Genomic DNA, 19284 nt, shown 5'->3' on the forward strand with positions numbered 1-19284 from the left:
TGCCCGAAGGTCTTCCTCTCAGCAATCGCCATCGCAGCTCTCGTCATCTATTGGCTATGAGTCCTGACCCTAGTTGGAAAGAAGAAGATAGAATAAGAATATTGCCCGGTATTGTAAGTTTGCTCGAAACGGACCGCCCGTTTTTATTTGCCCTGTAGGAAGAGCACACGCAACGATGCCAGAAGCCGACGTTCAGTCTGTGACCATCAAGGTCAGCTTCGTCCGCGATGTGTGAATTCAGTCCCTGATCTTTGCTGCACTCTGCACGAATGGCGGCTTTTCCCGCTGCCCGACAGCACCATACTTTACGCTACCGCAGCATTTCCCACACCGCGAGCGCACGCAGCATGAAAATCGGACTCACGAAATGGGCTCTTACCACCAGTTGAAGCGCTCCGCAGAGAGTGGCGACAGGAGAGCCCATAGTTGCAGACGCAGCAACGTGATCCAATGTCTGCTGCTGCTATGCTATAGCCACAATCTGAGGGATTTTACGACCATGGGACAATTCGCCTACTGATTGGATCAACGCGTTAGCGTCAATGCGGAAATGACTGTACAAATCCGCAATTGACCCGGTTTGGCCGAAATGCTCCACACCGTGCGGAATCGTTTTGTGGCCATGAACGGCACCCAACCAGGACAACGTTGCCGGGTGTCCGTCGATCACTGTGATCAATGCGCAGTCGCGCGGCACATCTGCCAGCAGCGTTTCGATATGTGCCTCAGCGCCCCGAATGCCATTTGTGCGCGCCCGTTGCGCTGCAGTCCAGCCGGCGTTCAACCGGTCGGCAGAGGTCACTGCCAGAACGCCGACATCCCGCCGCCCCTGGGCGATATGGCCCGCTGCCCTGATGGCCTCCTGGGCAACCGCGCCCTGATACGCAATGACAACTTCGCAGTTCGGTCCCGGTTTGCGTAGCCAATAGGCACCGTCGATGGCCCCCTGACGGAAATCGTCATCCACGCGTTTACCGGGCTGCTCAATCGGGTTGGTCGTCAGACGTAAATAGACCGAACCGCCGGTCTCGTCGCGCAACCAGGTGCGTTCATCGGGATCTCCCTCGCCATCTTTTTGCATATAGGCAAAGGCCCATTCCATGATGACCGCCAATTCATCCGCAAAGGCGGGCTCAAATGCGGCCAACCCGTCTTGCGACATGCCAATCAGCGGCGACGCGATTGATTGATGCGCCCCGCCTTCCGGCGCCAAAGTGACGCCAGAGGGCGTGCCCACGATCATGAAACGGGCATCCTGATAACAGGCGTAATTCAACGCATCCAAGCCACGGGACACAAAAGGATCATAGACCGTTCCAATGGGAATAAGCCTTTTGCCAAAAACCGAGTGCGAAAGCCCTGCCGCCGCCAGAAGCAAAAACAGGTTCATTTCAGCAATGCCAAGTTCGATATGCTGACCATCTGGTGTAAACTCCCACTTCGCGGTGGAGGGGATATTTTCAGCCTTGAAAGTGTCGGATTGATGGGTGCGCGCAAACAGTTTCCTGCGATTGACCCAAGGGCCAAGATTGGTTGTGCCGGTCACATCCGGAGAGGTCGTCACGATCCGCTCGGCCAGCGCGCTGTTGCCTTTGGACAGCTCATCCAGAATCTTGCCGAATGCCATTTGAGTCGAGATTTCACGACCCGGATCCAACTCAACTGAGGGGACGTCGATAACGTCATCTGAGTATCGGCGCGGCCCGCTGGCGAAGAAGGGCGTCTTTGCCAGCATTTTCTCAAACGCTGCCGGGTCTGCGATGGTGGCAAAGCGCTCCCATTCATCACCCTCAGTAACACCCATGAATTTCTTCCATTCGGCCATCTGAGTCTTGTTCATCAACCCACCATGGTTGTCCTTGTGGCCAGCAATCGGCGTCCCCCAGCCCTTGATCGTATAGGCAAGGAAACAGACCGGGCGGTCGTGATCTATTGCGGCGAAGGTATCTGCCATGGTGGTGACGCAGTTCCCACCCAGATTTTCCATCAGAGCGGCCAGTTCGTCATCGCTGCGCGCATCAAGCAACGCGCTTACGTCGCCTTGATCGCCGAGGGTTTCCATCAGTCGCTCGCGCCACACCGCGCCCCCCATGAAGGTCAGTGCCGAGTAGAGCTGGTTGGGGCACTGATCAATCCATTGACGCAGCTTCTCTCCGCCCGGCTCTTTAAACGCAGCGCGTTGCAAAGCGCCGTATTTAACCCGCACAACATCCCATCCGAAGGCGTCGAAGATTTGCTCAATCCGTTGGAACAGTCCTTCACGCACGACGCCGTCCAATGACTGGCGGTTATAATCAATGATCCACCAGCAATTACGCAGATCGTTCTTCCATCCCTCTTGCAGTGCCTCATAGATATTGCCTTCGTCCAGCTCAGCATCGCCAACCAATGCGATCATGCGTCCAAGCTTTTGCGTATCGCCCCAGGATTTGGCCTGTACATAATCCTGCACAAGTGACGCAAACGAGGTGATAGCAACGCCAAGGCCCACCGAACCGGTCGAAAAATCCACGTCATCGATATCTTTCGTGCGGGAAGGATAGCTTTGCGCGCCACCAAATCCGCGAAAGTTCTCCAACTTCTCACGGGTCTGGTTGCCCATCAGATACTGAATCGCGTGAAAGACCGGCGATGCATGCGGTTTGACTGCTACGCGATCTTCCGGGCGCAGGGTCTGAAAATATAACGCGGTCATGATCGATACCATCGACGCCGAAGACGCCTGATGCCCGCCAACCTTGATCCCGTCAGCTTTGGGCCGAATGTGGTTCGCATGGTGGATCATCCAGTGGGACAGCCACAGCAAACGTTGTTCAATTGTTTTGAGTACAATGGACATGGTCAATTTCCTTAAGCTGCGCTGCGGACAGGGGGTCTTGGCAAGGCTTGTTCGAGATCGTGGATCACGTCGTCGATCCCCTCCAGGCCAATGGACAATCGCACCAGCCCATCGCTGATGCCATGTGCGGCGCGTTCTTCAGGCGTATAGGTAGAGTGGGTCATGCTGGCCGGGTGCTGCACCAGTGTTTCAGCATCTCCCAATGATACGGCGCGGGTGATCATTTGCAGTCTGTTCATCATCGCGCGCCCTGCTTCCAGACCGCCATCCAGTTCAAATGCAATCATGCCGCCGAATTTGGACATCTGCCGCTGCGCGACATCATGCTGTTCGAAACTGCTCAGTCCCGGATACCAGACCTTTCGCACACCGGCGGATTGCTCCAGATATTCGGCGATGGTCGCAGCGCTGCTGCAATGCCGATCCATGCGCAATTCCAGTGTCTTGAGGCCGCGCAGTATGAGCATCGCGTTAAACGGGGCCATGACCGCGCCGGTCATATCCTTCATCCCATAGAGGCGGATTTCAGTCACCAGCTCGGTCGATCCGGCCAGCAACCCTGCAACAACATCTCCGTGACCGCCTAGATATTTCGTCGCCGAGTGCAGAACGATATCTGCGCCATGTTTGATTGGCTGGGTCAGATAGGGCGTGGCATAGGTATTATCCACCACCACGTAGGCGCCGTTGGCATGGGCAATGGCTGATACAGACTGGATATCTACAAGGCGCATATTCGGATTGGCGGGTGTTTCAAAATAGACCACCTTGGTTTTTCCGCTGATCGCCTCTATCAGGTTTTCCGGCTCCGTCAGATCCACATGGGTCACTGTCACACCGAATTTTGCCAGCCCGTGCCGCATGAAGGAAAATGTGCAGCCATAGAGCGTCTTGTCGAGAATGACCTCATCCCCCGGGGCAAGAAGAGTCCACATCGTTGCAGTGATCGCCCCCATCCCCGAGGCCAGGGCCAATCCTGCCTCTGCCCCCTCAAGCACCGCGATGCGTTGCTCCAGCAAATCGCAAGTCGGGTTCGAGATGCGCGAATAAACATGCCCTGCCTGCTCGCCCGCGAACATCGCACCGCCTGCTTCCGCGGTTTCGAAAGCGAATGTCGAGGTCAGATGCAGCGGAGGCGTCAACGCTCCTTCGTTTTCCATCGGGTTATAGCCATGGTGAATGGCAAGAGTGGAGAAGCTGTCGGGGCGGTTGCGCATTGGGTGACTCCTTGGTTTTCAAGAAGCAGAGTATGACGACACGAGTGGCAAAATATTCCAAAAATGTCTTATACTACCTCGTTTGTAGCAGTATATGCTAATCTATGAAAAAAATAGACCGTAAAGACCAACAGATCATTCGAGCGTTGCAGCGCAATGGTCGAATGACGAATCAAGACCTGGCAGCAGAGGTGAACTTGTCACCTTCGCCCTGTCTGAGGCGGCTGAAGCTGCTCGAGCAAAATGGAATCATCACCGGCTATAGCGCCAACATAGACGCCGAGGCCTACGGGTTGCCGGTAACGGTATTCGTTCACGTCAAACTGGAAAGCCATACTGAAGCGACAGTAAAGAAATTCGAAGCAGCCATTGCGCGGATTGACCAGGTACTGGAGTGTTTCGTTATGACCGGCTCATCGGATTACCTGCTTCGTGTGGTCGTGGCTGATCTTTCAGATTACGAAAAATTCGTTCGCAGAAAGTTGCATCCTCTTGGAGGTATTGCCTCCATGGACAGCAGCTTTGTCTACGGAGTTGTCAAGAAGACAAATGTATTTCCAGTGACAGAGTAACGTTGCTTGATGAACTGAGATGAAATGATTACGGACATTAGCGCAGATGCAGCGAAAGCTCGCTTTATGCGTCATTCCAACAAATGCTGCACATCGAACGAATGAGTGGATTAGGTCATTCTATGGGGAGTACTTGAATTTATCCCTAACTAGGGATACATGCGCAACATGAGACATATAAATCAAGCCCGAGAAAACCAAACCCTGGTGCTGGCCCTGCTACGCAGTCAGCAATTATTCATGCGCGCTATGGTGTCTGCGTTTCGTTCGGCGGGCCTTACAGCGCCACAATGGGACGCGCTGGAAACACTTAGCAACAAGGGTCCGCTGTCAATCAACGATCTGATGCGGCTGACACTGTCTACATCCGGCAACCTGGATGTGGTTGTCAAAAACCTGGTTCAAGCCGGATGGGTGGAAAAGAGTGTCGATGAAACCGACAGACGGGCGCGTGTTCTGTTATTGACCGCAGCCGGGCGCCAAAAAGTGGCCGAATTCCTGCCACTCCACAATCAAGCTCTGGAACAGATTTTTGGTGATCTCAGCGTGCAGGACAAACGCCAGACGATCAAGACACTCAACCAACTCCGAAAAAAACTGCCTCAACCTTAGAAAGTCGTAACATGCCTAACAAAACACTCCTGACCGTGCATGGCGTGATTTACATGTTGTTCGCGCTCGCGCTGTTCTTTGCCCCGGCCATCCTCTGGCCAAACTACGGCCTGCAATTAAACGACCAATACGCTGTGTTCCTGTCACAGCATAACTCGATATTTCTGGGCGGCATCGGGATCATCAGCTTCCTGTTTCGGGACGTAGAACATGGCAGTGAAGCTGCAATCGCCCTTCTCACGGGATTGATGTGGACCAATCTACTTGGCGTCATCATCACGCTTTACGCTTGCCTGACAGGAGTTTTCACCGGGTTTGGCTGGTCTGACCCCATCTTCTTCGCCTTGCTTGCGGTCCTATGCTTCTACCAACTCGGGAAAAACCGCTGAACTTTCCCAAACTCACAAAGGAAACTAAACATGAGTACACTGAAAGTCTGGGATCTGCATATGACCTATGAAGGTCCGATCACAGAAGAATTTCTCGCCGGCACCGAGCAACTTGCAAAGAGTATCGCGGAGGAGCCAGGAATAATCTGGAAGATTTGGACTGTCGAAGATGGAACCAATCACTATGGGTCCACATACCTGTTTCGGAACCGCGAATATCTGGAAAGCTATAAAATAATGCACCTGAAGCGCCTGGAAGCGATAGGGATCACAGTGACCGCCGACCATATTTTCGACATTATGGAGGAGGTCAGTCGCGTCAACCGAGCCCCACTTGAAGGCTAGCGAGCAATGACCGGACATTGGCACGCTCAACGTTGATGTCCGGTTCGGTCCGCTATCCGGAATTGCAAAGTTTGGTCTTGATTGTCCGCTTTGGGCTGGGTCTGTCATTTGTCGCGTTTGGTATCACCGCTGCTTCACTAAGATACTCGTGATTTTGCTTGAGCTGGCGTCAACACGACCACCATGCTTTATGACAGATCAGACACATTGATAAGGTAGACGAAAACCATGGCAGAACGATTTGAGCGTCACCGTCAAGCTTGGACACAAGAGGAAATTCAAAATTGCACCTACTGGTGTCAAAGGGGATGGGCTTGAAGGCCATTGCCAAAGCTCTCACGCGCTCTGAGGAATCGACCAAGAGCAGAGCGAAGCTTGACAAAATAAAGATCAAGAAAGCACGCTGATTTTGGTGCCTTTAATGTACTCCTGTCGTTCTTTACTGCCACGACCAATGTCCGATTTGGGCTGATTGAGCCAAAAAACCCAGATTTTAGTGAAGATGGGCGAAAAACTTGCCCGCAGAAGGCCTTTCCGAATATTCGTCGGGGGTCGGCCCAATACTCTCGTCGGCAATGTCCGAAGCTTTCAGTGGCCCTACCAGGCACTGGGTTGCAATTAAGGCGCCACAACGGGTTCTGGCAGAATGGAATTCAGTTGCTCGGTTTGTTAGGGTTCTGCACCCAAACACCCAATTTAAAAAGCTGCCTTACGGATTAGCGTAGTAAAAAGAAGGAAAGCTATGCCTTGCAACGATCCTAACTTCTGCTGATACAGTGGCGAATTGACCGACAACTTGGCATTCAAAAATTCCGCCCGGTGCTTCGATTGTCACGGACCTGCCGGGAGATATTGACCCGTTGCCCTCGCACGCCACCACAACAGACAATGCGCCTGTCCCCCCAGCCGAATTTGCCAGTTCTCCCTTTTCAGAGGCCCAGACAGTTTTAATATGGTTCTTCCCTGATTTCGAACTGAACATGACCAAGTATTTACCGTAGCTGCCGCCAATACCAAAATTGGACATCGGAAATTGTTTACTAGCCGCCCCGCTTAACTCAATTGCAGCGTTGGTCAATTTTTGGCGCTCACTAAGCGAAATACCTAGATAGTCTGCATCGACAACCAAATACGGCAACCCGGCATCGACTAGAGAAACTGGAATGTTTCCACTTAGAGGAAGATTCAATATTTGATTATTAATCAATAGCTTGGGCTTGACAGTAAACCACTTGGCATGTGTCATAACGCTATCTGTTCGGGTTACTTGTACTTCCATGACACCATTTGCTGTTTCCAAAGCAACAACTTGTTGATCTTTGGCTAATGCTTGACGCTTCGCGCTCGCAATTATGGTGGCTGCAGCCATGAGTGCGGTTCCGGCATATGGTGCGTATGCAAACTGAGAGGCTAGAAAAAGTGCCCCATCGGTACCTTGCTCAAAGGGTGGATAGAGTAGGCAAGAGTTGATGAGGTGGTTTCCATTTGGTGGGAGGTTCAAAAACCCCCGAAACTGTTCGTGATCCGAACGAAGCTCCAGCAAGGCGCTAGCCGCGTTCCTAGAAACTAGTTTAGGAAGACCAGAAACCGCCACTCGAAGAATATCTCCAGCGAGATCAACATCTATCGCAACCGTTTGTCCCTGGTGTTTTTTAGGCATTGTTCGGTGTCCTGGATATCGTGTGCTACCTTGTAGCTTCTGGCTGCAAACATCCATGCTTGCTTTCAGCTGATGGTGTATTGGACTGAGTCTGTGTGAAAACTCTGGATGATGTATGCTTTTCGGCAAAGGCTGGAGGCATGTATGTCGAGATTTATCGCAGGCGCCGAGCGAAGTCAGTCGATGCTTTTCCCGACCAGCTTGAAGATTGGACCAACGGGTGCGTAGCCACACCACGACGTCAATAATGCTGCAAAACCTCACTTTGTTGCGCATCTCGGACTACAAAGTTTAATTGTGAAAGTCCGCTAATAGCGCACAGCGGACGTCGAGATTTTTCAAAGGCTGGGTGGATGCTGCTTAGAGGCTAGAAGCCTCACCAATACCAGTAGTTGCTTTCCAAGAAGAGGCATTGTTTCCATCTCAAACCTGAGCGTCGTGAAGGCTCACAACTTGAATTTTCCTGGAAAAAGTCCACCTAAAAATCTTCGAATAAGTTCAGCAGAGCGTCGTCGCGAAAAAACCTGCATATCGGTAAGGTAATTTACCCACATACCTTCCAGTAAGGCCAACGTTCCGCTGGTGGCATCATTCACCAAGTTCGGATCATGTCCGTTTTGTTGGGCTATCTCCGTGAACGCACGCCGCAAAGTCTCGACAAGTTTGGGATCCTGAGTGCTGCTGTATCGGGCAATACCAGGGTGTGAGCTCGCGATGCCTCGGAATGCATGCCAGATTTTCGTACTTCGTGGATTGAGCAAAGCTTCGGACAGATCCGCCTCGATCACAGCCATCACTCGCTCTTCGGGCGATGCATCCGAGCCCAGATCGGTCATTCTGTCCATCTCGGCATAATACTCGGTACTGAAATGCTGGGCCGCTGCGGTCAGCAAATTGTCCTTCCCCCCGAAATGCAAATGGATCATTCCGCGCGACAGACCTGAGCGCTCGCAAATGCGACTGACCGAAGTATCGGTGACTCCAATATCAGCAATAGTATCCAGTGTCGCCTTGATCAGAAGCTGCCTGTTGGCTTCCGGATCGCGCTTCGAGCTACGCTTTCTTCCTTTAGGCTCTGTCACTCTATTCAATGATTCCATTAGCTTAAGGTCTTCTCATATGGGTGGCTCACAGGAAGATTGACACGAAAGGCCTTTCTGGCGCAACATTAAATGGACGATCGTCCATTATAGACTCGTAAGTACCGAGATGGGAGATAGGGTGATTTTTCGTAGCGAAGCGTCCCGGGGTTATACCCTCAGCGCACCAGCCACGGCTTACGTGGGCTTTCTGGTGGCGGCGCCTTTGGTGATCCTGATCGCCTATTCATTCTGGACACAAACCTACGTAACGCTCGACAAGACGCCGACGCTGAAAAACTATAGCGACGCGTTTGCTGATCCGCTGGTTCGACACTTAATGCTAAGGTCGATCTGGATTGCCGGAGCAGTTACGGTAGTCACTGTCGCACTGGCTTATCCCATCGCGTACTTCATCGCGATGAAGGCCCGGAAAAAGACTATCTGGCTTCTGCTCATCACCATTCCGTTTTGGTCCAGCTATCTGCTGCGCGTATTTGCTTGGAAACTCATCCTTGGGTTCAACGGGGTGATGAATTCTGCACTGCTGATGCTTGGTCTGATCGACGAACCGCTCGACTTCTTACTCTACAATGAATTCGCTGTCGTACTGACGCTTGCCCATGCCTGGGCACCTTTTGCGATCCTGCCGATCTATGTCTCGTTGCAGAAGATCGATCCAAGCCTGTTGGAGGCCGCCACCGACCTCGGCAACAGTCCTTTGCAACGCTTCATGCGGGTGACGCTGCCGCTGACGATACCAGGTATTATCGCCGCTTGCCTGATCATCTTCATTCCGACTGTCGGTGACTACGTAACACCGGCACTGGTCGGCGGGTCGGACGGGAAGATGATCGCCAATCTTATTCAGGTGCAGTTCGGGGCCGCTAACAACTGGCCTCTTGGCGCCACACTTTCGCTGATCGCGATGCTGTCGGTCGGCTTCGTCGCCATCGTGTTTGTCATTACCGCCACCCAGCTTGGGAGGAGGATCAGATGAAGCGCCCCTCGACCCTGACAGCCTATGCTTTCCTGTATTTGGTTTTTCTGTACCTGCCGGTTCTGTTCCTACCTTTGTTCTCGTTCAACAGCGGTACTATCGTTGCCTTTCCGATCAAGGGGTGGACGCTGGACTGGTACCGGAAGCTGGGCGAGCAGGACACGTTGATCCAGGCCCTTTGGAATTCGCTTGGTGTTGGCACGGTCGTCGCACTTCTATCCACCGCCATGGGTCTGTTCGCTGCGCGCGCCTTTGTTCGATACCGTTTTCGGGGCCAGCGTGCAGCCGAAGGTTTGGTGATGCTGCCTTTGGTTATCCCTGGCATTATCGTGGCCTCTTCAATGCTGGTCCTGTTTCTGTTTCTCGGTCTAAAGCCGTCTTTGCTGACCGTTGTTCTGGGCCATACGTTTCTTGCGCTACCATTTTCCGTTTCGATCTTGAAGTCCGCGTTCGATGACTTCGACGCGTCGCTGGAAGAGGCATCTTACGATCTGGGCGTCGGCGTGTTCGAAACCTTCCGTCGCGTGACGCTGCCGGTCGTTTCCCCCGGTATCGTAGCCAGCATGCTGGTCACTTTTACGGTCAGCTTCGATGAGTTCGTCCTGGCCTTTTTCCTGTCCGGCAACCAGCCAACCCTGCCGGTCTATATCTGGAGCCAGATCCGTTTCCCCGCCAAGCTTCCAAACGTTTTGGCCTTGGGTTCTATCCTGCTGCTTACCTCGGTTCTGCTATTGGTGCTGGCCGAGTACTTCCGCCGCCGCTCATCCGCATCAGAGGTCCGATGACAGACAGAAACATCATAGAACTCAGGGGCGTCGAAAAGCGCTATGGCACATTCCTGGCGGCCAGCGGGATCGATCTCGATCTCAAAGAGGGCGAGTTTTTCTCGCTCCTCGGCCCCTCGGGATGCGGCAAGACTACGGTATTGCGGATGATCGCGGGCTTCCAGGAACCGACCGCGGGTACCGTGCTGATCGACGGTCAGGATATGGAAGGTGTGCCTGCCAACAACCGTCCAACGAACATGGTCTTTCAGAGCTACGCGATCTTCCCGCACCTGAACGTCGGAAACAACGTGGCCTATGGATTACGGGGCAAGGCCCCCAAGGCCGAGATCGAACAGCGCGTAGCCGAAGCCCTGGAAATGGTCGAGCTGGGCGGTCTTCAGGATCGCGGCGCAAGTGAGTTGTCGGGTGGGCAGCGGCAAAGGGTGGCGCTTGCCCGGGCGCTGATCATGCGACCCAAGGTGTTGTTGCTGGACGAGCCCTTGTCAGCTCTCGACAAGAAATTGCGCGAACAGATGCAGTTTGAAATGCGCAACCTGCAGCAATCGCTTGGCATCACTTTCGTGATGGTCACACACGACCAATATGAGGCGATGACCATGTCCGACCGCATCGGTGTGATGTTCGACGGACGGCTCAAGCAGGTGGATACACCAACCACGCTTTATGCCCGTCCCTGTGATCAGCAAGTGGCCAGTTTCATCGGTGAGATGAACATACTGCCTGCCCAGTTGTCGGGCGAAACCGGCAATATGTTGTCGATCGATGCAGCCGCCTTCGGGCGGATTGAGATTGAGAGAAATCCCAACGTTGCGACCAGCTCTAAAGACATGAACATCGGTATTCGCCCGGAACAATTGGAAATCGCTGCTGAAAAGCCAGAAGACTATCCATCAACGGTTCAAGGCACTGTCAGCAATGTCGCCTTCTATGGCGAGAACATTCACTATCACATTCAGGTTGCGGGAGCCGAAAAGCCAATCTCGGTCTCGGTTCCCAACTACTTTCACACGGTCGATTTCAAACGCGGCGACGCAGTTTGGCTGGGGCTTCAGGGTGCAAGCGTGATCGATCTTGGTACAGACCATAGTAAAATAGTGGGAGGATAAAATGAGAGTTCAGGGAATTGCGGCCTTCGCATGTGCGACGGCAATAAGCACGGGAAGTGCCATAGCAGGTGGCGCTGATCTAACGGTTTTTGACTGGTCGGGATATGAAGACCCCGGGTTCTTTGCCAGCTACATGGAAAAATACGGGGATGAGGCGCCAAGCTATTCCTATTTTGGAAGTCAGGAGGAAGCCTTCACGAAACTGAGTTCGGGTTTCACGGCTGATCTGGCGCATCCTTGTTCTGACGCGGTCCGGAAATGGGTCGCAGCCGACCTGATCCAGCCCCTGGATGAAAGCAAACTGACCAACTGGGCCGATGTTTTACCTGAGATTAAGGAAGTCGACGCCATCGTCCTGGACGGCCAGCTTTACATGTTGCCGTTCGAGTGGGGGAACACGGGTCTTATCTATCGCACCGACAAAATCTCGGGGGATGATATCTCGCTGCAATTGCTGGCTGACCCGGCCTATGCAGGTAAGATCGCGATCCCGGATGCGGCGTCGTCTGCATATGCCCTGGCTGCGCTGGCCACTGGAAACGCTGATGATTACACTAATCTGAGCGATGAGCAGTTCAAAGAAGCATCGGATTTTCTGCGCTCAATCCACCCAAACATGCGCTTTTACTGGTCCGATGCGGGTCAGTTTGATCAGGCCATGACCAGCGGTGAGATCGAAATGGGTTGGGCCTGGAACCAGTCCGAACTGAACCTGATCTGGAACGAAGTGCCTGCCGCCATGATGCGTGACGTCGACAAAGGTATCGCGACCTGGGCCTGTGGCTACGTGCATCTGAAGTCTTCCACGACACCGGTCGATCAGGTCTATGATCTGTTGAACGCGCTCACTGATCCTGCAAGCGGCCAATACATCATCGACAACTGGGGCTACCCGCATTCCAACGCAAAAGCGTTCGAAGTCGCCGATCAAGCCAATATCGAAGCCTATGGTTTTGCCGATCCGAAAAGCTTCTTCGAAAGCAGTTTGTTCTTTGATGCGGTGAATCCCGAGTTGGAGGCAAAAATGCTGGCAGAATTTGAACGGATCAAAGCCGGATTCTAACACAACCATATTTCCGGGGCCTTCGGGCTCCGGAACCCAAATATAGGAAAAACGCGTGATTATGTCGGACGCGAACCCATACGCTCTGCTCTTCGAACCGATTCAGATCGGGCCCGTCACAGCCAGAAACCGCTTTTATCAGGTGCCGCATTGCACCGGGCTGGGACACCTCAGGCCACGGGCGGATGCTGCCGTCCGCGGAATGAAGGCTGAAGGTGGTTGGGCAGTGGTTTCCAATCAGGAGACCGAGATACACCCGACCTCGGACTTGTCCCCCTATGCCGAGGGGCGATTGTGGGATGGACGCGATGTGCCTGCGTTGCGGTTGATGACAGATGCAGTACATGCACATGGTGCGTTGGCGGCCATCCAGCTGGTACATAATGGCAATCATGCGCAGAACCTGCTGACCCGCGCCCCGGTTCTTGCTCCGTCCGAGATGTCCGTCGATACGACGCATCCCAAGCAGGCGCAGGCCATGGATAAGGCCGATATCTGGGAATTCCGCCGCTGGCATCGCGAGGCCGCCCTGCGCGCGAAAGATGCCGGATTTGACATCATTTACGTCTATGCCGGACATAACATGACTTTGGCGCAACATTTCATGCTGCCTCATATGAACCAGCGTAGTGATGAATATGGCGGGTCGCTTGAAAATCGCGTGCGCCTGACGCGCGAATTGCTGGAAGATACCCACGAAGCTGTAGGTGACAGCTGCGCTGTGGCGCTCCGCTTTGCCATTGATGAGATGGTGGGCGCCGACGGTATGCAGGCCGCAGAAGAAGGCCGTGCCGTGGTCGAGCTTTTGGCCGATCTTCCTGACCTATGGGATGTGAATGTGGCCGACTGGTCCAATGACAGTGCCACAACCAGATTCCAGCCGGAAGATGGTTATCAGAACGCGTTTCTGTCCCACGTCAAACAGATCACACGGAAACCCGTGGTAGGTGTCGGTCGCCTGACCTCCCCCGATATGATGCTGTCGATGGTCAAGAAAGGTATTGTCGACCTTATCGGAGCGGCGCGACCTTCTATTGCGGACCCGTTCATACCGAAGAAGATTGAAGAAGGCAGGATCGACGAAATTCGCGAATGCATCGGCTGCAACATCTGCGTGTCTTCGGACAATCTGGGTATTCCGATCCGCTGCACTCAAAACCCGACTATGGGCGAGGAATGGCGTCGCGGCTGGCACCCCGAGATCATTGCACCGAAAAAAAGCGAGGCGGAAGCACTGGTAATCGGTGGCGGACCCGCGGGTCTTGAGTGTGCCATGCAAATCGCACGGCGCGGCTATCAGGTGACCTTGGCCGAAGCCTCAGCTGAATTTGGTGGACGTGTCGCAAAGGAAAGCAGGCTTCCCGGCCTAGCGGCCTGGTCGCGCGTCGTCGATTATCGCCTGAATGATCTGAAACAGCGCGGCAACGTTCAGTTGTTCACCGACAGCAGACTTGACGGCGATCAGGTGGCAGAGCTTGGCGTCGAACACGTCTTTGTCGCCACCGGCAGCCGTTGGCGTACGGATGGCATGGGGCGAAACACCCAGCGCCGTATGCCTCATATCGAGCAAAGCGCCAGAGTGCTGACACCTGATGATATCATGAACGGCATATTGCCTCCGAATGGCCCGGTGATGATCTATGATGATGACCATATCTATTTGGCAGGTGTGATTGCAGAAAAACTGGCAGCTGCCGGATATCCGGTGGTCTTTGTCACGCCGGAGAGTTTGGTCTCTGCTTACGCCGTACATACTTTGGAGCAGCCCCGTATTCAGGCTCGTCTGATCGAACTTGGCATCGACATTCGCTGTAATCAGGTGCTGACCGCGGTCGAAAGTGACATGGCCCGCATCGGATGTGCCTTTACCGGTCGCGAAGCGAGTATTCCCTGTGCCTCGACAGTTCTGGTTACCGAGCGCCAGCGAGAGACAGCGCTTTACGACAGCTTACGCGGGGTTGGGTTGAAGACCCTCGAACTTATAGGCGATGCCGCATCTCCGGGGTTGATCGTGGACGCAGTCTTCGCAGGCCACCGCGCGGCACGCGATTTTGAACGCCTCAAGGCAGAAGCAGACAAGGATTGGTTTCGCCGCGAGATAATCGATTTGGAGGAAACGTGATGAACAGCCGACCGTTTGAGTTAGATGCTTTGATGGCCTCGCACCAGTACGGCCACGCGCTGCCGCGTGAATTCTATACCTCGCAAGACATCTATGACTATGACATTGCCCAGGTCTGGAACCGTAATTGGCTTTGGGCAGGGCATGTCAGCCAAATCCCAAACCCCGGAGACTATTTTCTGTTCGACTATGGCCCGGAGTCCATCATCATTGTTCGCGACCGCGATGGCGGAATTTGTGCCCATTTGAACGTCTGTCGCCATCGTGGATCTCGCGTCTGCACTGAACAGTCTGGCAACTCCCGTGTTCTTGCTTGCCCGTATCACGCCTGGACATATGAGCTATCGGGAAAACTACGTGCAGGCCACAATATGGGGGAACACTTTGACCCATCCAAATTCGGGCTCTTTCCCGTTCAGGTGAGTGTCTTTAAAGGCTTGATCTTTGTCAGTGCCGATGCAAACACGCCATCGCTAGATCCTGTCCTCAGCCAACTTGCGCCTTTGGTCAAACCCTATGGTTTAGACGATTTGAAAATTGCGCATACGGCATCATTTCCGGTTCCAGCGAATTGGAAACTGGCGGTTGAGAACTATCTTGAATGTTACCACTGCGGACCAGCACACAAAGAATATTCTCGTTCTCATAGCCTGAAATCGCCACAAGACATGGCTGGCTTGGTCGAGCCGCTAAATGCAAGGGCTGTAGAAGTCGGGCTGACACCCGATGAATTGGTGCTTGTTGGCGAGGCTGCGCCCACCCCATTCACCAGCGGGTACTATCGGCGCTACCCGCTTTACCAAGGTTACAAAACCGGCAGCAAATCGGGCGAGGCGCTTGCGCCATTGCTTGGAACGCTGAAAGGCTTCGACGGTGGCGCAACTGACTTTGATATTGGTCCATTGAATTGGTTCCTGATCTATTCGGATCACATGGTGGGTTACCGCTTTGTTCCACGTGGTCTGCAGGAAACCGACATTCAGGTGGTCTGGCTGGTTCGCGCTGACGCCGAAGAAGGCCAGGATTACGACAAGGAAGACCTGACCTGGCTTTGGCATGTCACATCTTTGGATGACGAACGCATCATTCGCCACAACCAGTCCGGCGTTAATTCTCAATACTTCCAACCGGGCCCCTTGGGTGAAATGGAAACCGCGATCCAGGATTTTTACGATTTCTATTTCGCCATGATCAGTCCGGAACCAGAACAAAGGATGGCCGGTAATGGCTGAGGTAAAATCACGCCGTCGCGGTGGTGGTGGGCGCGCCGCGCGCATAAAGGTGCAACAGGCGACCACGGGCAACGAGGCCGTGCGTGGAGGCTTAAGCGGCGGACGCTATAAGCCGTTGACCCAAACAGATATGGAGAACATCCACAAAGCGGCCCTGACCGTTCTGGAAAACACGGGCGTCACCGACCATTTCCCGGAACTGCTTGATCTGGTGCTGCCCAAGGGCGCGGTGATGAATGACCTCAATCGGCTGTGCTTCCCACGCGCCCTGATGGAAGACATTCTGGCTGGTGCGGCCAAGGAGTTTTACGTCTATGCCCGCGGAGAGCGTGAAGGCAAAGACGACATGCATTGCTCGGCAGAAAGCGTTTACTTCGCCAACTCTGGCACCGCCGTCACCACTTTCGATTCCGAGACCAAAACTTATCGCCCGTCGATCCTGCGCGATGTCTATGATTTCACCCGTCTGGTGGACCGTTTGGACAACATCCATATGCTGGGCGACACAGTTTTGGCCACCGATGTGACTGATGATTTCGCTCACGACATGAACACCATTTATGCCATGCTCGCAGGCAGTCAAAAACCGGCCTGTCTGACTTTTCGCGACCGCAGCCATATTCCGCATGCCATCCGCATGTTTGATTTTGCTCAAGGTGGCGAAGGGGCTTTCATGAAAAAGCCAAGCGTCATATTTGGTGGCTGCCCCATGGTTTCCCCCTTGCGGGTCGGCAAGGAAAACATGGAAATCCTGATTGATACCGCCAAGTTGGGCCTGACGGTTGATTTGGCGGTGCCTCCTCAAGCCGGGGCCACAGCCCCCGCTACACTTGCGGGAACGCTGGTGCAAACCGTGGCCGAAACGCTGGCCTGCGTTGCCATCGTAAACCTCATCACACCAGGTTGTCCGGTCTGCTTTGCCGCCTGGCCCTTCATCACTGACCTGCGCAGCGGGTCGTTCACCGGCGGCAGTGGCGAACAGGCTCTGATCGGGGCCGCAGCCATTCAGATGGGTAACTTTTATGGCCTTCCAACCTCTGTCGGCGCAGGCATGACCGATGCTAAGATACCCGACGCGCAATACGGGTTGGAAAAGGCACTAACCTTCACGCTTGCCGCTCATGCCGGTGCCAATCGTTTGTGCGAGTTCGGGGGTATGATCGGTAGCCTGATGGGATGCAGTTTTGAAAGCATGGTCATCGATGACGAAGCGGGCGGTATGATCCTGCGGTCGTTGCGCGGGATTGAAGTCACGGATGAAACCATGGCGGTGGATGTGATCCACCAGTGTGCCATCGACCCTGGTCATTTTCTCGGCAACCCGCACACACTGAGCTATATGAACAGCGAATTCGTCTACCCACGGCTCATGGATCGTGAGCGCACGGACACATGGGAAAACGAAGGCAAAACTGATCTTCTGGACCGTGCCCGTGACAAGGTCAATTCCATTCTCGATAGCCATTTCCCCAACTACTTCGGCGCCTCAGACGCTCAGGTTCGCGAAGAATTCCCAATTGTGATGAGCACAGAAAGCATGGCCCGCCGTGGATAACTCTAACGTCAAGCACTGGGACAACGACCACTTCCTGCACCCGTGGGAAGGGATGGCAACATTGGGCGAAAACGACCGCACTTTTATCGAAGGTGCCAGCGGCATCCATGTGGTGAACGAAAAAGGCGAACGCTTGATCGACGGACCGGGAGGCATGTGGTGCACTCAGATCGGTTATGGGCGCGCGGAGATGGCCGAGGCCATGGCTGAGCAAGCTCGGAACCTTGCCTATTTCTCGCCCTTTAACAATTCCAACTCGACTACTGCGTGGTTCGCGCGCGAAATCGCTAAACGTGCGCCGGGCGATTTGAACAATGTCTTTTTTACCACCGGCGGTTCCACCGCAGTTGATACGGCCATCCGGTTTGTTCATTTCCGCAACAACCTCTTGGGACGCCCCGAGAAAAAGAAAATCATTTCAAGGCAAAAAGCTTATCATGGAAGCACTTTTTTGGCGGCCAGCGTCAGTGGAAAAGAGCGTGACAGGCTTTGGCTCGACAAGGCGGATGACCTCGCACATTTCTTGCCAGACGTGAATCCGCTTTATCGTGCGCCTGGTCAAAGCGAAGAGAGCTTTCTGAAAGAGAAAGTTTCGGACCTGGAAAACGCCATTGTGGCGCTTGGCCCAGAAAATGTTGCCGCTTTTATCGCCGAACCGGTTCTTGCCTCTGGTGGCGTGATAGTGCCGCCGAAAGGGTATCACGAAAGTTGCCTAAACATCTGCAAGAAGTATGATGTTCTATACATCTCCGACGAAGTAGTGACGGCTTTCGGGCGTTTGGGCCATTGGTTCGCGTCTGAGGCAGTTTTTGGCATTCAGCCAGACATAATCACCTGTGCCAAAGGAATGACATCTGGGTATGCACCGATGGGCGCCGCGATTATCTCGGATAGATTGATCGCCGATGTTGCAGGGAAAGATGCTACCTTCTCAAATGGCTACACCTATTCTGGCCACCCGGTCAGCGCGGCCGCTGGTCTGAAAAGTATGGAAATTATTGAACGGGAAAAGCTTCTCGAACACGTTCGAAAGGTCGCTCCAGTTTTTCAGGATCAGCTACAGCAGTTGGGTCAGATTGACATCGTTACCGATGTGCGCGGCATGGGGTTGATGGGATGCGTTCAATGCTCAGTCGATGGTGATCCCCAGAGCGATCTGGGGTGCGACTACGAGATTGGTAACCAGATCGATATCGAATGCCAGAAACGTGGGTTATTGGTTCGACCTGTGATCAACATGTGTGTTCTTTCACCGCCCCTAATCATTAGCGAAAGTGAAATTGAGCAAATGTTTGCTGTCTTGCGAAAAGGGCTTGAAGCGACAAGTGCGTGGCTCAGCGGGATTAGAGGCCAATGAATTGCTTGCGCTATTGTTGCGAAAGCCCGGAGGCCGCCATTTCAGCGTATTGTCGTATGCTCCACGATCTCCGCCAAAACCGTTCGGCCTTGGCGGTTTTGAAGAAGGTTTTGACAGCGACGGTATCCTACGGGTTGGCATTATCTATTACGGGTCCGTCACAGTGTTTTTCTCGTACTGTTTGCTTCCACGGTGCTTTCAGTTGTGATGGCGCAACGCAAAAGCCCGCTCTGGCACGGTGTGTAATATATTGATATTGTGTAGTGATTTAGGTTGCGGGAGTAGGGTTTGAACCTTTGGCCTTCAGGTTATGAGCCTGACGAGGTGAAGACGTTAAGCAATTGATCC

16 protein-coding genes are annotated in these 19284 nt (G+C 53.7%); 12 read left to right on the top strand and 4 right to left on the bottom strand.

Annotated elements, in window-relative coordinates; all coding sequences use genetic code 11:
- Positions 1-463 precede the first annotated feature (463 nt).
- Positions 464-2839, bottom strand: a complete 2376-nt coding sequence (locus tag AC2FGB_RS19605; protein ID WP_496694667.1) for a thiamine pyrophosphate-binding protein — start codon at positions 2837-2839, stop codon at positions 464-466.
- A gap of 11 nt (positions 2840-2850) precedes the next feature.
- The gene (locus tag AC2FGB_RS19610) at positions 2851-4056 is read right to left on the bottom strand and encodes a methionine gamma-lyase (RefSeq protein ID WP_281973927.1); all 1206 of its coding nucleotides are present in this window, start codon (positions 4054-4056) and stop codon (positions 2851-2853) included.
- Positions 4057-4169: 113 nt separating this feature from the next.
- Here AC2FGB_RS19610 and AC2FGB_RS19615 point away from each other — a divergent pair, with 113 nt between their 5' ends.
- The 4 genes from AC2FGB_RS19615 to AC2FGB_RS19630 all read left to right on the top strand — a co-directional run bounded on the left by AC2FGB_RS19615 (position 4170) and on the right by AC2FGB_RS19630 (position 5974).
- Positions 4170-4628, top strand: coding sequence for an Lrp/AsnC family transcriptional regulator (locus tag AC2FGB_RS19615; protein WP_281973936.1), 459 nt, complete (start codon positions 4170-4172; stop codon positions 4626-4628).
- A 168-nt stretch (positions 4629-4796) separates the two neighbouring features.
- A complete protein-coding gene (locus AC2FGB_RS19620) occupies positions 4797-5240 on the top strand; it encodes a MarR family winged helix-turn-helix transcriptional regulator (RefSeq protein ID WP_496694668.1) in 444 nt (147 codons plus the stop codon).
- A gap of 11 nt (positions 5241-5251) precedes the next feature.
- Positions 5252-5629 carry a hypothetical protein gene (locus AC2FGB_RS19625; protein ID WP_271952662.1) on the top strand — a complete coding sequence of 126 codons (378 nt, stop codon included), beginning with the start codon at positions 5252-5254 and terminating at the stop codon, positions 5627-5629.
- A 30-nt stretch (positions 5630-5659) separates the two neighbouring features.
- Positions 5660-5974 carry a monooxygenase gene (locus AC2FGB_RS19630; RefSeq protein WP_496694669.1) on the top strand — a complete coding sequence of 105 codons (315 nt, stop codon included), beginning with the start codon at positions 5660-5662 and terminating at the stop codon, positions 5972-5974.
- A 709-nt stretch (positions 5975-6683) separates the two neighbouring features.
- On the opposite strand, the gene AC2FGB_RS19635 is transcribed toward AC2FGB_RS19630, so the two are convergent.
- The gene (locus AC2FGB_RS19635) at positions 6684-7634 is read right to left on the bottom strand and encodes a proline racemase family protein (RefSeq protein WP_281996117.1); all 951 of its coding nucleotides are present in this window, start codon (positions 7632-7634) and stop codon (positions 6684-6686) included.
- A gap of 446 nt (positions 7635-8080) precedes the next feature.
- Positions 8081-8734, bottom strand: coding sequence for a TetR family transcriptional regulator C-terminal domain-containing protein (locus tag AC2FGB_RS19640; RefSeq protein WP_496692080.1), 654 nt, complete (start codon positions 8732-8734; stop codon positions 8081-8083).
- Between the two features lie 109 nt (positions 8735-8843).
- Here AC2FGB_RS19640 and AC2FGB_RS19645 point away from each other — a divergent pair, with 109 nt between their 5' ends.
- From AC2FGB_RS19645 to AC2FGB_RS19680, 8 genes are all read left to right on the top strand, one after another.
- Entirely contained in the window at positions 8844-9713 is an 870-nt protein-coding gene (locus AC2FGB_RS19645) for an ABC transporter permease (protein WP_496692079.1), read from the top strand.
- Complete coding sequence (locus AC2FGB_RS19650) at positions 9710-10498, top strand: ABC transporter permease (RefSeq protein ID WP_496690593.1); 789 nt, start codon at positions 9710-9712, stop codon at positions 10496-10498. The genes AC2FGB_RS19645 and AC2FGB_RS19650 overlap by 4 nt, the downstream gene beginning before the upstream one ends.
- Positions 10495-11607 carry an ABC transporter ATP-binding protein gene (locus AC2FGB_RS19655; protein ID WP_496694670.1) on the top strand — a complete coding sequence of 371 codons (1113 nt, stop codon included), beginning with the start codon at positions 10495-10497 and terminating at the stop codon, positions 11605-11607. Before AC2FGB_RS19650 ends, AC2FGB_RS19655 begins: the two co-directional genes overlap by 4 nt.
- Before the next feature lies 1 nt (position 11608).
- On the top strand, positions 11609-12670 hold the full coding sequence (locus AC2FGB_RS19660) for an extracellular solute-binding protein (RefSeq protein WP_281973932.1): 1062 nt from the start codon (positions 11609-11611) through the stop codon (positions 12668-12670).
- A gap of 61 nt (positions 12671-12731) precedes the next feature.
- The gene (locus AC2FGB_RS19665) at positions 12732-14792 is read left to right on the top strand and encodes an oxidoreductase (RefSeq protein WP_496694673.1); all 2061 of its coding nucleotides are present in this window, start codon (positions 12732-12734) and stop codon (positions 14790-14792) included.
- Positions 14792-16024 (top strand): aromatic ring-hydroxylating oxygenase subunit alpha, encoded by a 1233-nt coding sequence (locus tag AC2FGB_RS19670; protein WP_496694671.1) that lies wholly within the window; start codon positions 14792-14794, stop codon positions 16022-16024. Before AC2FGB_RS19665 ends, AC2FGB_RS19670 begins: the two co-directional genes overlap by 1 nt.
- Positions 16017-17579, top strand: a complete 1563-nt coding sequence (locus tag AC2FGB_RS19675; RefSeq protein ID WP_496694672.1) for a trimethylamine methyltransferase family protein — start codon at positions 16017-16019, stop codon at positions 17577-17579. The genes AC2FGB_RS19670 and AC2FGB_RS19675 overlap by 8 nt, the downstream gene beginning before the upstream one ends.
- Before the next feature lie 52 nt (positions 17580-17631).
- Positions 17632-18936 carry an aminotransferase class III-fold pyridoxal phosphate-dependent enzyme gene (locus AC2FGB_RS19680; protein WP_496690597.1) on the top strand — a complete coding sequence of 435 codons (1305 nt, stop codon included), beginning with the start codon at positions 17632-17634 and terminating at the stop codon, positions 18934-18936.
- Positions 18937-19284: the final 348 nt, after the last annotated feature.

Source organism: Ruegeria sp. CDSC021 (assembly GCF_059610845.1).

Bases quoted from the DNA above. Each gene is read 5' to 3' on its own strand.
- AC2FGB_RS19605 (WP_496694667.1), bottom strand. From the start codon at position 2,839: ATGTCCATTGTACTCAAAACAATTGAACAACGTTTGCTGTGGCTGTCC.
- AC2FGB_RS19610 (WP_281973927.1), bottom strand. From the start codon at position 4,056: ATGCGCAACCGCCCCGACAGCTTCTCCACTCTTGCCATTCACCATGGC.
- AC2FGB_RS19620 (WP_496694668.1), top strand. From the start codon at position 4,797: ATGAGACATATAAATCAAGCCCGAGAAAACCAAACCCTGGTGCTGGCC.
- AC2FGB_RS19625 (WP_271952662.1), top strand. From the start codon at position 5,252: ATGCCTAACAAAACACTCCTGACCGTGCATGGCGTGATTTACATGTTG.
- AC2FGB_RS19630 (WP_496694669.1), top strand. From the start codon at position 5,660: ATGAGTACACTGAAAGTCTGGGATCTGCATATGACCTATGAAGGTCCG.
- AC2FGB_RS19635 (WP_281996117.1), bottom strand. From the start codon at position 7,634: ATGCCTAAAAAACACCAGGGACAAACGGTTGCGATAGATGTTGATCTC.
- AC2FGB_RS19640 (WP_496692080.1), bottom strand. From the start codon at position 8,734: ATGGAATCATTGAATAGAGTGACAGAGCCTAAAGGAAGAAAGCGTAGC.
- AC2FGB_RS19645 (WP_496692079.1), top strand. From the start codon at position 8,844: ATGGGAGATAGGGTGATTTTTCGTAGCGAAGCGTCCCGGGGTTATACC.
- AC2FGB_RS19650 (WP_496690593.1), top strand. From the start codon at position 9,710: ATGAAGCGCCCCTCGACCCTGACAGCCTATGCTTTCCTGTATTTGGTT.
- AC2FGB_RS19655 (WP_496694670.1), top strand. From the start codon at position 10,495: ATGACAGACAGAAACATCATAGAACTCAGGGGCGTCGAAAAGCGCTAT.
- AC2FGB_RS19660 (WP_281973932.1), top strand. From the start codon at position 11,609: ATGAGAGTTCAGGGAATTGCGGCCTTCGCATGTGCGACGGCAATAAGC.
- AC2FGB_RS19665 (WP_496694673.1), top strand. From the start codon at position 12,732: ATGTCGGACGCGAACCCATACGCTCTGCTCTTCGAACCGATTCAGATC.
- AC2FGB_RS19670 (WP_496694671.1), top strand. From the start codon at position 14,792: ATGAACAGCCGACCGTTTGAGTTAGATGCTTTGATGGCCTCGCACCAG.
- AC2FGB_RS19675 (WP_496694672.1), top strand. From the start codon at position 16,017: ATGGCTGAGGTAAAATCACGCCGTCGCGGTGGTGGTGGGCGCGCCGCG.
- AC2FGB_RS19680 (WP_496690597.1), top strand. From the start codon at position 17,632: ATGGCAACATTGGGCGAAAACGACCGCACTTTTATCGAAGGTGCCAGC.